The organism is Bacillus halotolerans, assembly GCF_001517105.1.
GTDB lineage: Bacteria > Bacillota > Bacilli > Bacillales > Bacillaceae > Bacillus > Bacillus halotolerans.
Genome location: NZ_LPVF01000001.1, coordinates 122,741 through 140,385, shown reverse-complemented (window position 1 = coordinate 140,385; position 17,645 = coordinate 122,741). Strand labels below are relative to the sequence as shown.

General features: G+C 45.8%; 17 protein-coding genes. 1 reads left to right on the top strand and 16 read right to left on the bottom strand.

Features of this window, described 5'->3' with window-relative positions:
• Positions 1 to 9 precede the first annotated feature (9 nt).
• The 10 genes from AU387_RS00710 to AU387_RS00665 form a co-directional block, all read right to left on the bottom strand.
• Positions 10 to 1,101 (bottom strand): toxic anion resistance protein, encoded by a 1,092-nt coding sequence (locus AU387_RS00710; protein WP_010332934.1) that lies wholly within the window; start codon positions 1,099 to 1,101, stop codon positions 10 to 12.
• 15 nt (positions 1,102 to 1,116) lie between these two features.
• Positions 1,117 to 2,730 carry a YceG family protein gene (locus AU387_RS00705; protein WP_059334441.1) on the bottom strand — a complete coding sequence of 538 codons (1,614 nt, stop codon included), beginning with the start codon at positions 2,728 to 2,730 and terminating at the stop codon, positions 1,117 to 1,119.
• A 31-nt stretch (positions 2,731 to 2,761) separates the two neighbouring features.
• Positions 2,762 to 3,562 (bottom strand): HAD family hydrolase, encoded by an 801-nt coding sequence (locus AU387_RS00700; RefSeq protein WP_059334440.1) that lies wholly within the window; start codon positions 3,560 to 3,562, stop codon positions 2,762 to 2,764.
• Positions 3,559 to 4,668 (bottom strand): cysteine protease StiP family protein, encoded by a 1,110-nt coding sequence (locus AU387_RS00695; protein WP_059334439.1) that lies wholly within the window; start codon positions 4,666 to 4,668, stop codon positions 3,559 to 3,561. Before AU387_RS00695 ends, AU387_RS00700 begins: the two co-directional genes overlap by 4 nt.
• A gap of 6 nt (positions 4,669 to 4,674) precedes the next feature.
• A complete protein-coding gene (locus AU387_RS00690; protein WP_059334635.1) occupies positions 4,675 to 5,985 on the bottom strand; it encodes a phosphoribosyltransferase family protein in 1,311 nt (436 codons plus the stop codon).
• Entirely contained in the window at positions 5,975 to 7,135 is a 1,161-nt protein-coding gene (locus tag AU387_RS00685; RefSeq protein WP_059334438.1) for an HpcH/HpaI aldolase/citrate lyase family protein, read from the bottom strand. The genes AU387_RS00690 and AU387_RS00685 overlap by 11 nt, the downstream gene beginning before the upstream one ends.
• Before the next feature lie 62 nt (positions 7,136 to 7,197).
• On the bottom strand, positions 7,198 to 7,971 hold the full coding sequence (locus tag AU387_RS00680) for a TerC family protein (protein WP_044162031.1): 774 nt from the start codon (positions 7,969 to 7,971) through the stop codon (positions 7,198 to 7,200).
• A 51-nt stretch (positions 7,972 to 8,022) separates the two neighbouring features.
• A complete protein-coding gene (locus tag AU387_RS00675) occupies positions 8,023 to 8,601 on the bottom strand; it encodes a TerD family protein (protein WP_010332927.1) in 579 nt (192 codons plus the stop codon).
• A gap of 35 nt (positions 8,602 to 8,636) precedes the next feature.
• Positions 8,637 to 9,218: a TerD family protein gene (locus tag AU387_RS00670; RefSeq protein ID WP_044162033.1), complete on the bottom strand. Its 582-nt coding sequence runs from the start codon at positions 9,216 to 9,218 to the stop codon at positions 8,637 to 8,639.
• 22 nt (positions 9,219 to 9,240) lie between these two features.
• Positions 9,241 to 9,840, bottom strand: coding sequence for a TerD family protein (locus AU387_RS00665; protein WP_059334437.1), 600 nt, complete (start codon positions 9,838 to 9,840; stop codon positions 9,241 to 9,243).
• 287 nt (positions 9,841 to 10,127) lie between these two features.
• Here AU387_RS00665 and AU387_RS00660 point away from each other — a divergent pair, with 287 nt between their 5' ends.
• The gene (locus tag AU387_RS00660; RefSeq protein WP_059334436.1) at positions 10,128 to 11,123 is read left to right on the top strand and encodes an LLM class flavin-dependent oxidoreductase; all 996 of its coding nucleotides are present in this window, start codon (positions 10,128 to 10,130) and stop codon (positions 11,121 to 11,123) included.
• A gap of 39 nt (positions 11,124 to 11,162) precedes the next feature.
• Here AU387_RS00660 and znuB read toward each other — a convergent pair whose 3' ends face one another.
• From znuB to AU387_RS00630, 6 genes are all read right to left on the bottom strand, one after another.
• Positions 11,163 to 12,005, bottom strand: coding sequence for a zinc ABC transporter permease ZnuB (znuB, locus tag AU387_RS00655; RefSeq protein ID WP_044162037.1), 843 nt, complete (start codon positions 12,003 to 12,005; stop codon positions 11,163 to 11,165).
• On the bottom strand, positions 11,963 to 12,658 hold the full coding sequence (gene znuC / locus AU387_RS00650) for a zinc ABC transporter ATP-binding protein ZnuC (RefSeq protein ID WP_024120122.1): 696 nt from the start codon (positions 12,656 to 12,658) through the stop codon (positions 11,963 to 11,965). Before znuC ends, znuB begins: the two co-directional genes overlap by 43 nt.
• Positions 12,659 to 12,715: 57 nt before the next feature.
• Positions 12,716 to 13,678, bottom strand: coding sequence for a metal ABC transporter substrate-binding protein (locus AU387_RS00645; protein WP_059334435.1), 963 nt, complete (start codon positions 13,676 to 13,678; stop codon positions 12,716 to 12,718).
• Positions 13,679 to 13,870: 192 nt separating this feature from the next.
• Positions 13,871 to 15,559, bottom strand: coding sequence for a glycoside hydrolase family 13 protein (locus tag AU387_RS00640; RefSeq protein WP_059334434.1), 1,689 nt, complete (start codon positions 15,557 to 15,559; stop codon positions 13,871 to 13,873).
• Positions 15,560 to 15,585: 26 nt separating this feature from the next.
• Positions 15,586 to 16,362, bottom strand: a complete 777-nt coding sequence (locus AU387_RS00635) for an SDR family oxidoreductase (protein WP_059292016.1) — start codon at positions 16,360 to 16,362, stop codon at positions 15,586 to 15,588.
• Positions 16,363 to 16,472: 110 nt separating this feature from the next.
• Positions 16,473 to 17,594 carry a response regulator aspartate phosphatase gene (locus tag AU387_RS00630; RefSeq protein ID WP_059334433.1) on the bottom strand — a complete coding sequence of 374 codons (1,122 nt, stop codon included), beginning with the start codon at positions 17,592 to 17,594 and terminating at the stop codon, positions 16,473 to 16,475.
• Positions 17,595 to 17,645 lie beyond the last annotated feature (51 nt).

Genomic DNA, 17,645 nt, shown 5'->3' with positions numbered 1-17,645 from the left:
GGGGTCTTTTTATTGCTGTAATGCTGCTTTTTTAATATTATCCTGCAGCTGGGCAATTCGTCTTGCGCCCTCTTCCCGAAGGCGTTTGTTTTCTTCTTCGATTTGTTTTGTTTCCTGCATGCCGCTGACAATCGTGTTCCAGGAGGATTCGATTGTTTCTATATCAATGCTTGGTCTGCCGGCCATTCTGGCAATTTCAACACTCTGGTTCGAGATGTTCTCCGCATTGCGTTTCAGCATCTCATTTGTCCGGCGGTCAAGCTCGCTCATAGAGTCAGCCACAAGCTTTTGGCGTTTCACTGTAACGGCCTGAATAATGCCGTTTTTGAAAATCGGAATCGTAATGATAAAAGCGGAGTTAATTTTCCCGATCAGCTTAGCGTTACCGCGCTGGAGCAGTCGGATCTGCGGTGCGGTTTGAAGCGCCACCATTCGCGCCATATCAAGATCATACACGCGTTCCTCAAGTGCCTGAATGCCGTTGCGCAGCGTATCGAGCTGCATTTGCGCAAGCTGGTTTCCGCTTGCCGCTTTTTCTTCATATGAAGGAAGGATTGACTGCATCTCTTCCAGCTTCATTTGACCGGCAACAACGTATTTTTCAAGCTCCATGTAGTAGTTGATATTGTTTTCATACATTTCATCGAGCGTGTAGTTTGTTTTTGTCATCTCATCTTTATATTTGGAAATCTCAACGTTGATTTTTTCAATTTCTCCGCCGAGTGTCTGGTACTTTTTAAAGATTTTCTCAATCATGCTGCCGCCGCGTTTGAAGATTTTGGCCATCAGTCCCTTGGGCTCGTCAAAATCATTTTTGTCAAAGCGGTCCATGATTTTTCCAAGCTGCGTCAGCATTGTGCCTGAGTCTGTCACGCTTGTTGTTTTCATCATTCCCAAGATGCGGTCAGAGAACTTGGAAATTTCAACAGCCGGCTCCTTTCCATACTCCAGCAGCTCCATTTGGTTTTTCACGTCAATTTGCTGGGCGAGGCGCTGCACCTCTGGTTCCTGGCGGAGCTGCAGGCGGATATCGTCTGCCTTTTGCTGAGAAATTTCTTCGTTTTTATCGAGAACAAGCGGATTTTGATTTTCTGTTGTCATGCTTTTCTTCTCTCCTTACTTTTGGGTAATCGTTCTGAACAGCCTTTTCACGAGCGAAGGCTCTTTATAGTCCTGCTGAAACACCATGTCGTCCAGCCAGTGGATATCATACTGATCCTCTTCAATATAATGCTCAATGTCTTGATGTCCGGGAGGATTATAAATGACGATATCAATGCCGATTTCATTCAAAAACAGCAGGGCTGCGGCGTCTGATCGTGTGAGCTCACCGTTCATTTCCGTATGATACAGCACCAGTTTCGGAACAGTCTGCGCATAGTCGAACATTTGAATCAATTTCAGCAGGTTAGCGGGAAGGTTTGTTGTTTGTTTAAACAAGTAGATCTGAACATCCTTGACCTGTTCCTGATGCAATGCCTTCAGCCGCGGGTGTCGGCACATTCTCGAGATCGTTTTGGCGATCGCGGTCTGAATGCCTGCCGGAAGCTGTTTGTACTGCCACACATTGCTTGCGATCAGCTTTTCCGGATCGATGTTTCCTTCATGATCAAGCGCGTGGCTGTAATGAAATTGATAGTTTGATTTGATTTCTTCTGTTAACGGAAAGCTTCGAACCATTTCCGTTTCTGGATAATCCGCCATTGTATGAAGTCTGTTCCAATATTCTTTATTGTCCTTCGACACACCCATAATTTTGGCAAACACATTCGGAATATCGATCGAATGTTTATCGGCTTTGAAATTCGGGCGAATAAACGCACGTTCTTTCGCAATTAAAAACAGTTCATCATAGGTCGTTTTCAGCGTCACGGAAACCGGTGTGTGGTCTCTGAACTGCCAAGGCTTGTACAGCATGGATTCCTCGTGATTCAGCACATGCTCAAATTCCTTTGTCGATCGATACGCCACCGTTGATTTACGGTCAGGTTTTTCTTTCGGGAATGGCTGAAGATCTGAGACATCCGGAAGCTTTTCCGTGAAGCTTAGCTCCTGCTTAGGGTCAACGAGCGTCAGCTGATCGGTTCCCGCCGGATGGAACAATAGAACATCACAGCCGACAAGCATCAAATAATATAAGAAATACAGCTGGCTTTTCGTCGCGTCTCCATACCAGACCACCTTCGGCATCTCCCGCTCTATATCGGCTTTTTCCAGCCAAGGATTCAGGTGGTTCAAGGAAAACTTTGAAACATCAAGAAGCACTCTGCGAAAATCAGGATGATTCAGCCCCTGCTCATGATTTTCGGCAAAGGTATGTAAAAGCGTCATCAGTGCTTTTCTTAAATGGCGGTGCAGCAAAGGATTGGAATGCTTCGCAATCAGCTGTTCCCCGTCCAGAAAGGCGACAAAGCGGCTGACCGAAAGGCCTTTTTCCTTCTGGTTGATGGAATGAATATGCTGAAGCGCCTGAAATGTTTCGGGTGCAATTGTTTTATCAAGTGTTTCGCTCAGGACATAAATATGATCGTTTACAGAAAGTTCATACAGCTCGTTAAAGTAGTCGGTCTCATCAATGGGCGTGCCCAGTATTTGCCCGGCAAGCCGCGAAAAAGAAAGACCTTGTTCATTCTCATAGTGATCCCGCTCCGGCAATGGCTGAAACAGCATGCTTTTCCAATCCCCATCGGCCGGAACAGCTTTATGAATGATTAGCTCTTCTTGTCTCATCATATCCTCCTTTCTGGTTTGTTTGTGTATATTACACGTGTTTTAATTTGGATATTTGCGATAAAACTGACGCTGTGATTTCTTCACCCGCCAGCATGCCGCTTGCAATCGTTTTGCGTAATTCCGGATCGTGACTCAATACCTCTCCGTGCGCGGGTGCGATGCCAAAATCGGCTTCCCGGATCAGTTCAAGATCAAGCAGCGAGTCTCCAGCCGTATAGATTTCATCAAGAGAGAGCCTGGATTTCAGGTATTCAACTGCTTTCCACTTATTAAGCGGATTAGGAATAAAGTAAAGCTTCCGCCCCTGCAGAGATACTTGCCAGCCCTTATCGGCGCCCCACTCTTTCACAGCGGATATATCGATACACGGTATTTTTTCCTCATGTAAAATGAGATACACGAAATAGTGATGGGCGATTCGGGTTCTTTTTACCGCCTCTGATAAAGAGAGACCTGCGATTTCCCTCAGCATGGCCTCGATCGGCAGACACGACGCCAGCTCCTCTTTCATCAGCTCGTCCCACTCTTTCAGAGGCTCGCCGTCTTTTAAGATGCACCCGCCATTTGTTGTCACCGCGTATTCCGGCACAATGTCCTGCTGGAAACATACGATTCTCTTATACTGTTCGTTTGTACGCGTGGTGACGGGGATAAAATAGTGATCCTTCTGAATCTGATTTAAGTGATCTTTTACGGCTGAGGAAATATAAGAAAGCTCCCGCCCATTTAATGTTTCAATCAGCTCAATCCCGGCTTCCTTATCGGGCGTGCCGATCATGCGCCTTGAATAAATTAATGTTCTGTCTAAATCGCTGGCAAACGCGTTCATAGGCTTTTCTCCGCCGGACGAATCAGCCCGCAGCAGCTGTAAGACATGTTCTCGTATTCTTCTACAGGCACTCCCCGATCCTTTGCCAGTAAAAGAATGTGTTTCAGCGTTTCTTCAGCGCCAGGCTGAATCAGTATTTTCCAAGGCACTCTGCGAAGAAGCACACGAGTCGTTTCTCCGACACCAGGTTTAATCAGGTTCGTATTGCTGATGCCAAATTGCTTTCGAATCGTCTCAATGGAAGCCAAGCCGTCCCAAGCCGGTTTCATACGTGCGCGCTGCAAACCAATCGCCAGACGTTCTGCTTCTTTACAAATAGACGGAAATTGCTCGGCTATCGTTTCAATATAGAATACAGAAACATCCTCTTCACTCAGCTCACGGTAATATTTCGCCCCGTGAAAATCATCCGGCCCGATCCATTTTTCGTTTAAGACGGTGCGGCTGACAAGACCCGAGACCGTAGAGTTCAAGCAGGCACTCGGAATCAGAAAATCCTCCTTCGTTCCGTAGATGTCCGCGCAATCACCCGGATCGGCAAGCACCGCAATTTCTGAGGAAAGTCTCGTATTCCAGCGCTGGTTAAACTGTTCGATGGATCGATTCAGTTCTTTAGTAATAGCGCCTTTGCCTGTCCAGCCGTCGATAAAGGCGATTTTCCCGTCTGGATGATGCTTCAGCATATACTGCAAGGCGTTTTCATCAATTCCCCTGTCCCGAATAATCGATATGCTGTAGTGCGGAACTGAGACGTGATACTTCAGCTTGATGTACCGTTTAATCAATACACCGATCGGCGTGCCCGCCCTTGCCAGACTGCACAAAACCGTATGCTCACCGTGTTTGGCGAAAAGCTGCTCCGCTACAGCTCCGGCCGCTAACGCAACCTTCTGTTTACTGTCTTCAAGCGAGGCATAAAACAGTTTCATATATTCATCTGTCGGCTTATATTCGATCGGCAGCATCTCTGAGTAATGGGTGCCGCTTTGGATCGAGCGTTCCCGTTCTTCCGTGCTTTTTTCAATCGAAACGGCGGACAAATCTTTTAATAGAAAGGTGACATCCTCCTTCGGATAGCTCCCAATCTGGTCAATTATCTCGGTCAATTCAGATCACGCCTTTCCTGAAAAGGTAACAATGTGGATATGCGGCACTTCTTTTTCTTTGAATATATGAAAAATCGGCTGTAACGCCTCATCCGAAACGGTCTTTTCAAGACAGAAAAAGACCTCGTCATACGCTCCGGCGGGGAGGTTATAGATAAAATGGCGAACCGCCTCATCTTCGGGATTCATAAATGAATAACCGTTTTGCACAGCATAGCCCGCTTTGACAACAGGGTGAATCGGGCTGCGGGTAGTAGAGTGATAGGAAATGGCGCCCTGAAGATGCGCTGCGATTTTCATAGGAATGTACATCAGCTCTCCCGTTCCGAGCACAAGCGTTCTTCTCCCCTTCCGATACTGCTCCACATGCTGCACAGCTAGGCGGCAGGCCTCGTGAACCGCCTGCCTGTCACTCGCCTTTAAGCCAAACCGCCCTGTTTCCTTCACATAAAAATGCTCGTCTGCGAATATGGCCGGCTGATAAGGTAAGGATGCAAAGAAGCCGGACAAGTCGATGTCTGTTCTGTGTATTGCTGATTCCTGCGGCTTTGGTCTGTAATCGTAGGAGGACTCTGACAAAAGCTCTCCCTTAAAGGAAATGCGCCCAGACAGTAAAGCTGTTGTTGATATGGTAACCCCTAATTCCCGTTCCGCTTCAGCATAAGCTTGTTTGTGCTCCTCAGTGCGCCAATCCAATAAAGACAAAACAGCGTATTCTTTGCGGGGGAACTTCGATTGTATATCCCGAATGATATGCAGTGCGGTTTTTCCTGTCGTGATTTCATCATCCACGAGAATCACCGGGCAATCGTTGTTGATCATATGAGGTTCCGCATAGCACAGCTGGTCGGTCGCATGGGAGTGCTCCTCGACAAAGGTAATGGAAGGCTCGTTGTTTCGTATCAGTTCACGTGTTGTATGGACATACGACGCATTCTCAATGCAGTCATAAACCGCGTGTCCAAGGGCTGTCGCTGTTTCCGCAAACCCGATCACAAGCGGCGCCTCCTCTAGTGCAATGCGCTGGTTTTGCAATATTCGATAAGCAGCCCGAAGCCCGCTGTCCGTTCCTGAAAGAAACCCGTTCAAAATGTCGGCCTTCTCCTTCAGCTCACGGCCCGTTTTTCGTTCAGCGTACTCCAAAGCAAGCAGCCCTGACGCCAAAAGCGGCTTCAGCGGATGAACTGGAATATGCTTTCCCAGCACTTTGCTGACAAATAAAAAACCCCTTTTTTTGTTCACCCGCGCCGCCATTTCAAATAAGACTTGCTCCGGAATAGAAAGCGGATTGTCAGTGACCGACAGATCAACCGCCATATTGTCCAATATTTGAAGTGTTTTGCTGTTCGTTGAGCAAATCGGAGAAAGATCGGTTTTCATGATACACCCCATAGATTTCTGATTTTATTATGATGTTCTCAGCCCATTTCATATGGGGCTTCATCTCATTCATTTTGTTGGAAAAATGGCTTTTCATCACACCGATTGAACCGTTTCCGTGATGAATAATGCTTAACGCATCCATAAAGTCTTCCTTTGATACAACATACAGGCTGTTTACCGCTTTAAGCTGAGACGGGTGAATGACTGTTTTTCCGTGAATCCCGTTAACGATATCAAGCTCTGTTTCCTTCACCAAACCTTTGACATGCTCATTCAGCTCAGAAGGCTGGTGTGCTGACAGAAGGTGAGGCTTTTGCGCTGTCTGGAAATATTCCCAGACCGGTCCAGAAACGACAAACGTCCGGCCGAAATAATTGATGACATCCGCCATAAAATCGGAAATCAGGCGAATATCATAGATGGTTTGCCCCGGCTTTCTCCGGATGCCGTATAACCCGCACAAATCAGTCGCACCGATTCGCACATTTAAGATCAAGTCCTGATATTGATGGAGAACCGCACTCAGCTCTCCGAAAGCCTCCGGCCGTGTCTCTTTAGAAAGCAAATCGGGCGTTTCTAAAATCGGCATTCCATAAATCGGCGCTCTCATACCGCGAGAAATGTTGTCCAGCGTTTCCGCATAGTCACGGGCGTTCACTCCTGAACATTTCGGAAACACAAAACCGGTTAACAAATGAAGAAAGCGCTTCAAGCGGCCCGCCAGCTCCTGCAGCTGCTGCGGAGAACGCACCCTTACAAACATGAGCGGAAGATTATCCGGTTCCATTTTGTTTTGCTGAATCGCCTGTTCTATGCGCTCAAGCTGAATGTTGAGATTATGTTCAGCCTGCTCGACTTCATGATCCCCAATCGCATCCTCTAAGCAGAAAACAACGGATGTTAGATCCTCGTACTTCTGTTCAGTAATCATAGCGGCTATGTCGTGGCGGGTTGCAGGCATATATAATAGGGCTCCCAGCGCTTGTTCAAGCCATTTTTTAGGCGCCTCTTTCGTGACCTGTTTCGGCACTTGATAAAATACATGCTCTTCTTGACGCGCTGATAAATAGTGGAAATACCGCAAACCAGTCACCCTCTTTTCTGTAACAAAAAAGGAAGGACATGAAACTCCCTCCTTGTTTTGTTTTATTCTTCTTTTGACGCAGCTGTTTGTTCGCGCACCTGCTTTTGTTTGTTGATATAGTGAATGATAAATGTTACCGCAAATGCAGCGATAATGATAATGAAGAATACAGAATGCGGCATTTCATAATGGAAAGCGCTCCCTGCCATTTTCAGCGCGATAATTCCGATTAACACGAATGCTGTGTTTTCAAGCTCAGGGATTTTATCGATCAGCACAAGGAATACTTTTGCGACTGTTCGCATCATTAAAATACCCAGCATACCGCCGATCAAAAGAACCCATACTTTTTCAGATACCGCAAACGCGGCCAAGATGCTGTCCACAGAAAAGGCAAGGTCCATCAGCTCAACTGAAATAACAGTTGCCCAGAAGATACCGAATGTACGGACCATCCAAGAGTTTTTCTTAATACCGTCTGCTTCCTCTTCTTTTTCGCCGATCCAGAAGTGCTTAATGACGAGCCAAGCCAGGTAAAGCGCGCCAAGCACCTTGATCCACCAGAATTTAATGAGAAGCATACCGAGTCCGATGAATATAAATCGGAAAATATACGCTCCGAATAAACCATACGTTAACGCTTTTTTACGCTGTTTTTCCGGAAGATGTTTCACCATAACCGCAAGAACTAACGCGTTATCGGCCGATAAAAGGCCTTCCAGCACAACAAGGGAACCGATCAGACCCCAGGAAACAGGATCAGACAATACCTCTCCCCACATTTTCCAATCGAAAAATGAAGCATACGTAGACATGATGTGATGTAAAAATTCCAAGTTTTTTCCTCCTATTAATTGAAAACGGTGACTGCTTTATTTGTCACTCGCTTACACTTGCAAACCGTAGTTCCGGCACAATGAAGCAAGGCCGCCGGAAAAACCGCTGCCGATCGCATTGAACTTCCACTCGTTTCCGTGTCTGTACAGCTCACATACGACAACGGCTGTTTCAATGGAGAAATCTTCTCCCAAATCGAAGCGAAGAAGCTCATTTTGAGTCTCTTCATCCGCAACGCGTACAAACGCGTTTGATACTTGTCCAAAGTTTTGGCTGCGTGCTTCCGCGTCATGAATTGTAACTGTGATGCCGATTTTCTCAATGTGAGCAGGGATTTTTGAAAAATCAACGATGATCTGCTCATCATCTCCGTCGCCTTCACCGGTGCGGTTGTCACCCGTATGGATGACACCGCCGCTCGGATGCTCAAGGTTATTATAGAAGACGAAATCGAGATCATTCACACAGTTATCATGCGCATCCACTAAAAAGGCTGAAGCATCCAGGTCAAAATCGTGTCCGCCTGAGTACTTATTTGTATCCCAGCCTAAACCGATCACCGCTTTTGTGAGTCCCGGGTTTGTTTTCGTTAAGTCAACACGCTGTCCTTTTGCTAATTGAATGGCCATACTGCCTCTCTCCTTTCTGCTCTTCGTAATATGTCTTAACCGACTTGCAAGCCGTAGTCTGTTGCGATGCGGGCAAGACCGCCTTGGTAGCCTGAGCCGATAGCAGAGAATTTCCATTCTCCGTTGTGTCTGTAAAGCTCGCCAGCGATAATTGCCGTTTCAATAGAGAAATCTTCCGCAAGATCGTAACGAATAAGCTCTTCATTTGTTTCTTCATTGACAATGCGTACAAACGCGTTTGACACTTGTCCAAAGTTTTGGCTGCGCGCTTCCGCTTCATGAATCGTGATAACAAATGAGATTTTGTCGATATTCGCAGGTACGGCGCTGAGATTGACTTTTACATTCTCGTCATCACCCTCGCCAAGACCTGTCAGGTTATCGCCTGAATGAACGACTGAACCGTTTCCTCCTTCAAGCTGGTTATAGAAAATAAAATCACTTTGAGATGCGCATTTTCCAGACGCGTCTAAAAGAAATACACTTGAATCAAGGTCAAAGTCATGACCGCCGTCATACTTATTCGTATCCCAGCCTAAACCGACAACAACCTTTGAAAGACCCGGATTTGTTTTTGTTAAATCTACTTTTTGTCCTTTTGCCAATGAAATTGCCATGTTTCATCCACTCCTTTTTCTTTTATACGTACCGGTTGACAATATCTTCTAATCTCGTATCATTTGTGCCTTCGCCGACCGCCGCGAATTTCCACTCGCCGTCCTGGCGGTAGATTTCAGCTGTAATCAGGCTTGTCCTGCCGGCATAATTGTCTTTCAAATTGTATTTGAGCATTTCTTCATGATTCGATTGATCAACAACACGGATAAAAGCATTTTGAATCATGCCGAAATCCTGTTTTCTTCTTACGCAATCATAAATATTCACAACAAATACAAGCTTATTAATGTTGGCAGGCACTTTCGCCAAATCAATTAAAATCTGCTCATCATCGCCCGCTCCGTCGCCTGTCAGGTTGTCACCTGTGTGCTTGACACTGCCGCAGCGGCTTTTCAGGTTTCCAAAATAAATGACATTTTTCTTATCAGTGAACTTGCCGTTTTCCAGCATCAGCACTGATGCGTCACAGTCAATATTTGGTCCGCCTCCGCCGAGCAGCTTTCCAAAAAAGCCGCCGCCTGATGAAACTGGGTCCCAGCCGAGACCGACTATCAATTTTGACAGACCCGCTTTTCCTTTTGTTAAATCAATTCGCTGACCTTTTTCTAAAGAAATTGCCACACGATTCACTCCTAATCATCGAAATGTGAATATAGTCACATTTATTTTTACGTACAAACGTAACTTGAGTATGCCGTAAATTATTAATATATACGTTTTTTATTATATCAAAGTTTCGTAAAAGTTAAGAATAATTGACGAAAATCCTCGAAAAAAATCTCCCATATTTGATATATGTTTTGCAAATCATATGAATGGCGGATCTTAAACAAACCATTTGACGTGAGCGAGTCATTTTGCCTATTCTTGTATCACATTCTAAAAAGCAACGGAAAGGAAGCGGCCTTTTGATTCATTTAAGCATACTTGATCAGGCACCTGTTTCTAAAGGAGAAAGCCCCGTGACAACCCTTCAGCATTCGGTCGAGCTGGCCGGACGAAGTGAAGAATGGGGCTATAAGCGTTATTGGTTTGCCGAACACCACAGCACGAAAGGACTGGCAAGCACGGCACCGGAAATTATGATCGCCCGCATCGCGGCTTACACAAACAAGATTCGTGTCGGGTCTGGCGGCGTGCTTCTGCCTCAGTACAGCCCTTTTAAGGTGGCCGAAACCTTTCGCCAGCTTGAAGCCTTGTATCCGAACCGGATTGACCTCGGCCTCGGGCGTTCGCCGGGCGGAACGACGAAAACCCGGCTCGCATTAACCGACGGCATCAAAAAAAGCTTAACCGATTTTAACAGACAGCTTCAGGATGTCTCTTATTTTCTGACCGATTCGCTTCCCGCCGGGCATCCGTATGCCGGGATCAAAGCGGCTCCTCTTATTGACACAGTACCGGAGCTTTGGGTGCTTGGATTAGGGGAGAACAGCGCAAGGCGAGCGGCCCATCAGGGAATCGGATATGTGTTTGGACATTTTATCAACCCTGAACGAGGGGAAAGCGCGTTTCGCGTCTATCGTGAAAACTTTCATCCATCAGCTCATTTCACATCTCCGGCCGCACTGTTTACGATCTTTGTCATTTGCGCAAAAACAGATGAAGAGGCAGAGGAGCTCGCGTTAAGCCAGGATTTGTGGCTTCTTCGCGTCGGGAAAGGCTTGGACAGCAGGGTGCCAAGCATTGAGGAAGCGAAAGCATACCACTATAGTGAATCAGATAAAAACCAAATACGACAAAACAGAAAGCGCATGGTCATCGGTTCGCCAAGCACTGTAAAACAGCAGCTTCTGGAGCTGGCGGACCGCTATGAAACAAATGAAATCATGGTTCTTTGCAATGTGTTTGATTTTGAGGCGAAAAAAGAATCATATGAACGTCTTGCCGGGTTATTTCTATAAAAAAAGCAGTTTTTCCCAAGGAAAAACTGCTTTTTATTTTTATCTGCGCCCTTTTTTACGCTGGGTTTCTTTCTTGATAAACGTCCATATCCCCTGAACTGCAAAACCGATCAGGAGCAGAACAATTAACAGCAGGGTAATGGAAGGCCCTGGCGGTGTGCCGAGCTGATAAGATGATGTCAGTCCCATAAATACACTGAATAAGGAAATGAGTATAGCTGACATAAATACCATGTTAAAGCCTTTTGCGATTCTAATGGCGAAAGCTGCCGGCAATACGAGCAGTGCCGATACGAGCAGTACGCCGATAATCGGAATAATAACTGAGATCGCAAGACCAGTGACAATGCTGAATGACATCGACAAAATGTTTGTATTGATTCCGGACGTTTTGGCTGTCGCTTCATCAAATGTCAGCAGGTAGAGCGGCCTTTTCAGCACGATAAAATAAAGCAGAATCAACAATGTAATGATGCCGATAATATAGACCTGCTGCTGGTTAACCGTCACGAGCGACCCGAATAAGTACTGATCAATGCTCATATTGGCGGCGCCTTTCGAAAGGCTGATTAAAAACATCGCGAAGGACAAACCCGCCGCCATTAAGATGGCAATGGATACTTCCGAATATGTCCGATATGCCCGCCGCATGTATTCAATTCCGACCGCGCCGACGGTCACAACGACTATGCTCGCCGCGGTAATATTGGTGCTGAGGAAAAAGCCGATGGCAACACCCGACAGTGAAATATGCGAGAGTGTGTCAGCCATTAAGGCCTGCCTTCTAAGCACAAGATATACCCCTAAAATCGGGGCCATGATGGCGATCATGCCGCCTGCTAGAAAAGCTCGTCGCATGAATTCCAAGTCAAACATTTCCATCCGCCTTTTTCTCCTCTCTCTAATCGAATTACTTTATCTAAAAATTGCTGTACTTCATTTTGTTCATGAGTGACCATCACAACTGTGCGGTTATGATTTTTCACCAAGTGGTGCATGAATTCGTAAAACCCTTTTCTGCTGTCATAATCAACCGCTGTCGTCGGTTCGTCCAGCATTAAGAGATCGGGATTGCTGGCAAGCATTCTGGCAATACAGATTTTCTGTTTCTGGCCGCCCGACAAGTCACCGATTTTCCGGTGGCGAAGCTCCCACATTTCCACCATTTTCAGGGCTTTTTCTACTTCGATATGATCCTCTTCATTCAAACGTTTAAACCATTTCCCTTTTGTGTACCGGCCGGATTGGACAAGCTCAAGCACCGTGCTCGGAAAACCTGCATTAAATGAAGAGATTTGCTGCGGGACATACCCTATAGTCAGACGTTTTCCTTCTGCATTCTTTTTACTGATTGTTACCTTGCCTTCCCACGGTTTCAGCATGCCGAGCATCACTTTGATCAGCGTTGATTTAGAAGCGCCGTTGGGACCTGTGATGCCGACAAACTCGCCGCTTTCAATATCAAGAGATACTTTATCCAACACAGGCGTGTGGGAATAGCCAAAAACGATATCTTTCAATGAGACGAGATTCATGTCAATCTTCCTTTCTCACAAAGAAATAGTGTGCACCCTCCGGCGCACACTATCTTTTTATTTATCCAATAGTGAATCTTTCAAGGCATCGAGGTTTTGCTTCATGATGTCGATGTACCCTATACCTTTATCCTGTTCTTCTTTGCTTAAGCCTTCCAGCGTATTCAGCACTTCTGTTTTCGCGCCGATTTCACTGGCCAGTGTATCTGCAACCTTGGAGGATGCAATTTCTTCAAAATATATAATGTTCACGTCATGCTCTTTGGCATACGTTTTCAGTTTTGCTAAGTCAGCTGCACTCGGTTCTTGTTCAGGAGAAAGCCCTGCAATCGGAACCTGAGTCAGGCCGTATTCTTTTGCCAAATAGCCAAAAGCTGTGTGCTGTGTGATAAACTCTTTCTTCGCCGCTTTTTTTACGGTTGTACGATATAGTTTATCAAGATCCTGCAGTTTTGCAATATATTCTTTACTATTTTTCTCATAGTATTCTTTGTTATCCGGGTCTTGCTTCACGATTTGCGCAGTAATATTTTCAACTTCCTTTTGCGCTAAAACAGGGCTGAGCCATACATGAGGGTCCATTTCATGGCTGTGTTCATGCTCTTCGTGATCTCCGTGTTCATGTTCGTGTTCTTCTTCAGAGCCCTCCATTAAATCGATGCCCTTGCTCGCATTTACGAAAACTGCATGATCTTGGCCCATGCTTTTTTCAGTTGAAGGAACCCAAGTTTCCATGTATTCGCTATTATAAACGAACAAATCTGCGTCCTGAATGCTTGCAATATCCTTCGGCGTCGGCTCCCAGTCGTGCGGTTCGACAGAAGACGGAATTAAAAGATCCACATCGCCCTTATCTTTCACAATTTGTTTCGTAAATTCATACATCGGGTAGAACGTCGTGACAATGTGCAGTTTATCACTCTTTGAATCCGTTGACCCTTTTGTTGATGAGTTGCCGCATGCCGCGACCAATAAGAAGCACGCTGCAATCACAAACAAACCGCTCCATTTTTTAAACATAACGAATATCCCCTCTTTTTCACAATGACTTTAAATCAAAATGATAACGATTTTGTAATCCTTAATAATAATAAACCGAAGTCATTACGTTTTGCAAGATTAATTTTATGTTGACGCTATGTTTTTATTCTTCCCGCGTGCAGCGCGGATATATGTACTGAAAAACCCGGCAAACTGCGCCGGGCTGACTTCTTATTCACATGTGTTCAAAAGATACACTCTGCTCTCGTAAGGCTGAAACACCATTTCATCAGCCATATCACCGTTGTTTTTATAATTGCTGAGTAAAAGGGACGCCTGATCCTTGCAGCAGCGCTCCGGCCATTGGAATACAGCCTTCTCTTTTGAAAAATTATTCACCGCCAAAAGCTTCTGCCGGCCGTTCTCTCTGACATATACAAACAGCTGCGGATCATCTGGGAGCAAGAGATCGTAGCTTCCTTTTATAAGATCTGCATACTGCTTTCTCAAACTGATCACCTTTTTGTAATAGGCTAAAATGGAATCGGGGTCTGCCTCCGCTTCCTCGGCATTGATGGATGTATAGTTCGGATTGACCTTCAGCCATGGCGTTCCGTCCGTGAATCCGGCATTCTTCCCGCTGCTCCATTGCATCGGCGTCCGGGCGTGATCCCGGCTTTTGGCCAAGATAGAAGTCATCACTCCTTCAGGATCATAGCCGTTTTCAAACACCCGTTTATGATACATATTGATCGTTTGGATATCTTTGTAGTCCTCAATTCTCGTAAACGGCGCGTTTGTCATGCCGATTTCTTCTCCTTGATAAATATACGGCGTTCCTTTCATAAAATAAAGGACAGTGGCAAGCATTTTCGCAGATTCTTTGCGATATCTCCCTTCATCTCCGAAACGGGAAACGATCCGCGGCTGGTCGTGGTTGCACCAGAACAGAGTATTCCAGCCTTTATGTTCAAGCGTCTTCTGCCACTTTGTTAATACAGATTTTAAATCAGAAAGCTCCAGGGGCTTCAGATCCCAATGTTCTTTTCCCGGCTGCTGGTCAAGCTCCATATGCTGAAAGTGAAAAATCATATTCAGTTCATGCTTATCAGTTCCCGTATATGTCAAGCCTTCCTCCGGTGTGACAGAGCCAACCTCGCCGACCGACATGACATCGTATTGTGAAAATACTTCGTCTGTCATCTCTTTTAAATAGTCATGGATGCGTTCGCCGTTCGGCTGGAAGGGTTTCGGTTCTGCACACTGATTGACGTAGTCCTCATATGAAGGAAGGAACTCTTTCTTTGAGATCAGATGAAGCTGGTCTATCCGCAAGCCGTCGACCCCTTTATCGAGCCAAAACTTCATCATGTCATATACCGCTTGGCGAACGTCAGGGTTTTCCCAGTTTAAATCAGCTTGTTTGACGGCATTCATGTGCAGATAATATTCGCCAGTGTGCTCCTCATATTGCCAAACCGGACGTCCGTAGTCTGACACCCAGTCTGTCGGCGGGCCATCTTCGGTTCCGGGGCGCCAAAAGTAATAACTGCGGTGCTTGCTGTTTTTGTCCAGCTCCGCTTCTTTAAACCACGGATGCTCGACTGAGGTGTGATTGAGGACAAAATCCATGACAAGCTTTAAGCCGCGCTGATGCACCTCGTCAAGCAGATCATGAAAATCCTCCATCGTGCCGTAAGACTCCATAATCGTCTTATGGTCAGTCACATCATAACCGTAATCAACATTTGGAGAAGGGTAGATGGGACATATCCAAATCACATCTGCCCCAAGCTCCTTTATGTAGTCCAGCCGGGAAATAATCCCCCGCAAATCCCCGATCCCATCTCCATTACTGTCCTGAAAACTTCTTGAATATATTTGATAAACGACTGCATCCTTCCACCAGTCTTTTTTCATCCCGCACTCCCCCTGTTTTTTTCTTTCTACTCGAGCTGAGACGGATAAAGTGTCATTCCTCCGTCTACAAACAGTGTTGTGCCGGTGACGTAACTCGCTTCTCCGGATACGAGCCAAGCCGCTGCAGCAGCCACTTCTTCCGGTTTGCCGAAGGCTTTCATCGGAATTTTTTTCAATTGCTTTTGTCTGTTTTCTTCTTTTTTCGTGTCGACGTTGGACTCTGTGGCGATGGTGCCCGGTGCTATCGCGTTGACGCGAATTCCCTTGTCTGCATAGTTAAGCGCCAGCGTTTCCGTCATCATCTTGATACCGCCTTTAGAAGTTGAGTATTGAACATTAACTGGGCGCGGAATCTGCTGATGAACACTTGAGATATTGAGCACATTGCCTTTGATATTGTTCTTCATCATGTGATTGAGCGCGGCTTTTGCCCCCATAAAGGTTCCCGTTACGTTTACATCAATGACCCTTTGCCAATCTTCAAGGTTCATCTCATGCGGCATGGCTTCTGTACCGTTAAAGCCTGAATTGTTCACCATTACATCAAGCGTGCCAAAGTGTTCTAAAGCGGCATCCATCAGCGCCTGAATCCCTTCTTCCTTTGACACGTCCGCTTCGACTGTGACGGCTTTCCCTCCATTTTGCTTAATGATGTCCACTGTTTCATCGGCTCCTGACGGGTCATTGTGATAATTCACCACCACATTCATTTTCTCGTGCCCAAAGCGTTCCGCGATGGCTTTCCCGATTCCCTTTGAAGAGCCTGTTACGATGGCTGTTTTGCCGATTAAATCTTTATACATAAATGATGTCCTCCTCTGATTTTCCATTGTGTATCTGGAAAATACCCCATTTTTCCGGGTTGAAAACAGCATAAAAAAAGCAGAGAACCTTTTCGGTTCTCTGCCATCTCTTATTGGAAGCGCTGCTCGGCAAGTGTCTTTTTTATGTCCATCAGCCTGCGGTAAAAGAAAGCGGCGGACTCGTAATTTCGCTGCTGATTGAAGCGTTCTGCCGCGTCCATCAGCAGCTCCTCTGCATCAGCGAGAAGCTGGCGGGATTCGAGAAGGTCAAAGCATTCTTCGAGTACCTTCCTGTCGCCGCTGCCTAGATAAAGCTCGTGAATAAGGCGGAATTTTGTTAAGTACATGTCATCCACCCATTCTGCCGCGCTTTTTACCCCGTGTTGATACGTCTCTATTGCTTTGTCGTATTTTCCTTCTTTACAGTAGATATGTGTCAGTGAAAATACAGCTTGAACGGTCTGCTGAAATTTGTGCTCTTCGAAAATGGCGGCGGCCTTCTTGAAATAGCCCTCCGCTTCGCTAAGATCTCCCAAGCTGTACTTACAGTGGCCTACGTTATAATGAGCGGCGGCAATCATATATGCTTCCTCAAGCTGCCTTGCATGATCCAAAGCGCTGCACAAGTGCTTGAGCGCCTTTTCATGATGGTAGACATCCGTCAAATTTCCGGCAATGATAAATTCACACTGCACACGGCGGCGGCCGTACAGTTCGTATTTCGTATAGATATCAAGCGCCTGGCTTGCATAATTCATCGAAAAATACGTTTGTTTGATGTGATAATACACTTCTGCGACCTTAAAAAGAAATTCAGCTTTTTCAATCTCATCTTCCACATACTCCAGCTTTTCCTCGGCGTGCTTATAATGATCGATGGCTAAAATGAAATTTTTCTGCTTAAATTCGTACATCCCTCTGAAATAGTAAAAATAATATTCTAATAAGCCCGTCAGTTTTTGCTGATTGCTTTCAATTTCGTTCAGCATGTCAGAGAACGGAGGCTCGGTGTCGCTGTCTTTCACCGGCATCAGCTTGTCCAGCATGATCCGATGCCGAAATTCCATCAAAGAAAAATATAATAGCAAATCCTGATTTTCTTCCATGTCTTCTAATTCGTACTCGATCTCCTGCTTTAACGCTTCTGCTTTAACTGCTTCAAACGCACGAATGTGTTTGTACCATTCGTTTAATTTTACCGCCACTTCTTCAGATGGAATCTTTGCTCTCATTGTTCTGCCTCCTTCCTCCTGCTACTATTTATGTTATATTTTATCATAGCT